At 66.4% G+C, this 4111-nt stretch carries 3 protein-coding genes and 1 pseudogene; 3 read left to right on the plus strand and 1 reads right to left on the minus strand.

Annotated features, from left to right (window positions below):
* Together kdgD and B3446_RS25600 are read left to right on the plus strand one after the other, a co-directional pair.
* The coding region (kdgD, locus tag B3446_RS25595) for a 5-dehydro-4-deoxyglucarate dehydratase (RefSeq protein ID WP_291386696.1) at positions 1–792 on the plus strand (792 nt) is incomplete at its 5' end.
* A gap of 115 nt (positions 793–907) precedes the next feature.
* A complete protein-coding gene (locus B3446_RS25600; protein WP_175136456.1) occupies positions 908–2491 on the plus strand; it encodes an aldehyde dehydrogenase (NADP(+)) in 1584 nt (527 codons plus the stop codon).
* 214 nt (positions 2492–2705) lie between these two features.
* Here the strand turns inward: B3446_RS25600 and B3446_RS25605 are convergent, their stop codons facing one another.
* Positions 2706–3692: a Bug family tripartite tricarboxylate transporter substrate binding protein gene (locus tag B3446_RS25605; protein ID WP_291386699.1), complete on the minus strand. Its 987-nt coding sequence runs from the start codon at positions 3690–3692 to the stop codon at positions 2706–2708.
* Between the two features lie 275 nt (positions 3693–3967).
* On the opposite strand from B3446_RS25605, the pseudogene B3446_RS25610 reads away from it, so the two are divergent.
* A pseudogene (locus B3446_RS25610) lies at positions 3968–4111 on the plus strand (5-dehydro-4-deoxyglucarate dehydratase); the annotation flags it as partial.

Genomic DNA, 4111 nt, shown 5'->3' on the forward strand with positions numbered 1-4111 from the left:
GCCCCCTACGGCGCCACCGCCCTGTTCGCCGCCGGCGGCACCGGTGAGTTCTTCTCGCTGGCTCCGGATGAATATTCCGACGTCATTCGCACGGCCGTGCAGACCTGCAAGGGCAAGGTGCCGATCCTGGCTGGCGCCGGCGGCCCCACCCGCACCGCCATCGCCTACGCACAGGAAGCCGAGCGCCAAGGCGCCAAGGGCGTCCTGCTGCTGCCCCACTACCTGACCGAAGCCTCGCAGGACGGCATCGCCGCCCACGTCGAGCAGGTCTGCAAGTCGGTCAACATCGGCGTCATCGTCTACAACCGCGCCCAGTCGCGTCTGTCGGCCGACAGCCTGGCCCGCCTGGCTGACCGCTGCCCCAACCTGGTCGGTTTCAAGGACGGCATCGGCGACATCGAATCGATGGTCCGCATCCGCCGCAAGATGGGCGACCGCTTCTCGTACCTGGGCGGCCTGCCCACCGCCGAAGTCTACGCAGCCGCTTACCGCGCGCTGGGCGTGCCGGTCTACTCGTCGGCCGTCTTCAACTTCGTGCCCAAGATGGCCATGGAGTTCTACAACGCCATCGCCGCGAACGACAGCGACACCACCAACCGCCTGCTGGACGATTTCTTCCTGCCGTATCTGGAAATCCGCAACCGCAAGGCCGGCTATGCCGTCAGCATCGTCAAAGCCGGCGCCAAGCTGGTCGGCCACGACGCGGGTCCGGTGCGCGCACCGCTGACCGACCTGACCGGCGAAGAAATGGAAATGCTTGCCGCCCTGATCAAGAAGTCCGGCGCCGAGTAATCGGTCCGCACTGACACCTGCTATCTGCCCCCGGTCCGGGGGCATTTTTTTCCCCGGACCCGTTGGGGGCGACAACGCCCATCCTTCGGATCGGCGCCTATCTTTGGAGATGACCATGAACCTGACCGGCCAGATGTTGATCGGCTCGACCGCCGTCCTGGGCGCGGGCGCTGCCCAGCACGCCATCAACCCCGCCACCGGCGAACGCCTGGAACCCGCCTACCCCGCCGGCTCCGCCGACGACGTGTCGCGCGCCGCCGAATTGGCTCGCGCCGCCTTTGACCCGTACCGTGCCCTGCCGCTGGAAACGCGCGCCCAATTCCTGGAAAGCATCGCTGAAAACATCGTGGCCATTGGCGACGCGCTGATCGAGCGCGCGCACCAGGAAACCGGCCTGCCCGTCGCCCGTCTGCAAGGCGAGCGCGGCCGCACGGTCGGCCAGCTGCGTCTGTTCGCCCGCGTCGTGCGCGACGGTTACTTCCTGGACGCCACGATCGACCCGGCCCAACCCGAGCGCCAGCCGTTGCCGCGCGCCGACCTGCGCCTGGCCAACGTTCCCCTGGGCCCCGTGGTGGTGTTCGGCGCCAGCAACTTCCCGCTCGCCTTCTCGGTTGCGGGCGGCGACACCGCGTCGGCATTGGCCGCCGGTTGCCCGGTGATCGTCAAGGCGCACAACGCCCACCCCGGCACGTCCGAGCTGGTCGGCCGCGCCATCCAGCAAGCCGTCGCCAAGCACGGTCTGCCGGAAGGCACGTTCTCGCTGCTGTTTGGCGCCGGCAATGAAATCGGCACCGCATTGGCGACGCATCCGGCGATCACGGCTATCGGCTTCACCGGCTCGCGCCGCGGCGGCCTGGCGCTGGTCGCCGCCGCCAACGCCCGCCCCGTGCCGATTCCCGTGTACGCGGAAATGTCCAGCATCAACCCCGTCTTCCTGTTGCCCGCCGCGCTGGAAGCGCGCGCCGAGACCATCGCCAAGGGCTTCGTGGATTCGCTGTCGATGGGCGTGGGCCAGTTCTGCACGAACCCCGGCCTGGTGATCGGCATCGAAGGCCCGGCGCTGGATCGCTTCCGCCAGGCTGCCGCCGAGGCCGTCAAGGCCAAGGGCGCCGCCACCATGCTGACGCCGGGCATCTTCTCGGCCTACGAGCAAGGCGCGGACGCCCTGGCGCGTCACGCCAGCGTGTCGACCGTCGGCCGCGGTGAACCCTCGAACCCGGCATGCAACGCCGCCGGCGCCGTGGTGTTCGGCGCCAGCGCCGACCAGTTCCTGGCCTCGCACGAGCTGGAAGCCGAAGTGTTCGGCCCCGCTTCGCTGGTTGTCGCGTGCAAGGACGCCGCGCAGGTCCGCGCCGTGGCCGAGCACCTGGAAGGCCAACTGACCGCGACGCTGTTCGTGGACGACGCCGACCTGGACGACGCCCGCGCCCTGCTGCCCGTACTGGAACGCAAGGCTGGCCGCATTTTGGCCAACGGCTACCCGACCGGCGTGGAAGTGAGCCACGCGATGGTTCACGGCGGCCCGTTCCCGGCCACGTCGAACCCGGCCTCGACGTCGGTCGGCGCCACGGCGATCCGTCGCTTCCTGCGTCCGGTCTGCTACCAGGACCTGCCCGACGGCCTGCTGCCGGAAGGCGTCCAGCGCGGTAACCCGTTGGGTCTGACGCGCATGGTGGACGGCACGCTGGTCAAGGCGTAATGGGTTGACGCCTGGATTTCGGGCGTCGCATCAACAAATAGGCCCCGGCGCCGCGCCACGCGGCCCGGGGCCTACGCCATTTCGCGTCGGTGTCAGACACCTATTGAGACGCCCATTGCAAACCCCGATTCACCCCGTCAAAACTCCAACCCAATAAAAAAACCTGGCGCGAGGATCGACTCCCCGCGCCAGGCTTTCATACCTAACAACGCAATCACTGCGCCTTCAACTTTCCATCGGCAATGATCTTGGCCCATTTGGCCTGCTCGGCCGCCTGGAATGCCGTGAATTCCGCCGGCGTGTTCGGCGTGTAGGCCAGACCCAGGCCCTGCATCTTGGCGGTGACTTCCGGCTTGGCCACGATCTCGGCAATCGTCTTGTTCAGCTTTTCGACCACGGCCGGCGGCGTGTTGGCCGGGGCGTAGATGGCCTGCCAGCTGCTGACGTCAAAGCCCGGCACGCCGGCTTCCTGCATGGTGGGCACGTCCGGCAACACGGCGGTGCGCTTGGCGGACGTGACCGCCAGCGCGCGCACCTTGCCGCTTTGCACGTACGGCAGCGCGACCAGGGCGGTTTCAAACGAGCTGGGGATCTGGCCGCCGATCAGGTCCGAAATGGCCGGCGCGCTACCGCGGTACGGCACGTGCGTCAGGTGCGCGCCTGTCAGCTGCTTGAACACTTCGCCCGACAAATGCTGCGACGTGCCCTGCCCGGCCGAGCCGAAGGCGATCGTGTCGGGATTGGCCTTGGCGGCGGCAACGACGTCCTGCACGCTCTTATAGGGCTGATTCGCGCCCACCAGCAGCACATTGGAAATGCTGCCCAGCAAGATCACGGGCGAGAAATCCTTGGCCGCGTTGTAGTTGATGCTGGGCAGCAGCGACGGGTTGATCGCGTGCGTCGCGATCGTGCCCAGCAGCAGCGTGTAGCCGTCCGGCTTGGCGCGCGCCACGGCGTCCGCGCCCAGCACGCCACCGGCGCCACCCTTGTTTTCAACGACGACGGTCTGCTTGAGCGTCGTGCCCAATTCCTGGGCGATCAAGCGTCCCAGGATGTCGGACGTGCCGCCCGCCGCAAACGGAACCACCAACGTGATGGCCTTTGCAGACGGCCACTCATCGGCGGCGTGGGCAGGTGCGGCAAAAGCGGTGGCGACGGCCAGGACGGCCGACAGGCGGCTCAACAGGGGGAATGCCTTCAAACTTGTCTCCTAGAGATTGGGAATTGTCGCCGTTCTTGTACGTTGTCGTACGACAGTGAGCGCTGAGAATAGCGCGGCCGACTTCTCCGTTCAACATAGGGAAATTCCTAGATTCAAAAGATACATTCGGCTTGTTGTACGACAACATTTCTCCTGGGAAGTCGTTGTCAGCCCGACTTATATGTTGTACGATGACTGACATCGCGGATCGAACAACGCCGCGGCCACGGCATACCGCCTTTTCACTACCCATTCCTCATATTTGGAAGACAGCCATGACGACTCCCCAGGAACTCAAAGCCATCGTCTCGGAAGGATTGCTTTCCTTCCCCGTGACCGACTTCGACCAGAACGGCGATTTCAACGCCAAGAGCTATGCGGCTCGTCTGGAATGGCTGGCCCCCTACGGCGCCACCGCC

Origin of the sequence: Achromobacter sp. UBA5777 (assembly GCF_002418565.1) — a bacterium.
Taxonomy (GTDB): domain Bacteria; phylum Pseudomonadota; class Gammaproteobacteria; order Burkholderiales; family Burkholderiaceae_B; genus Achromobacter; species Achromobacter animicus.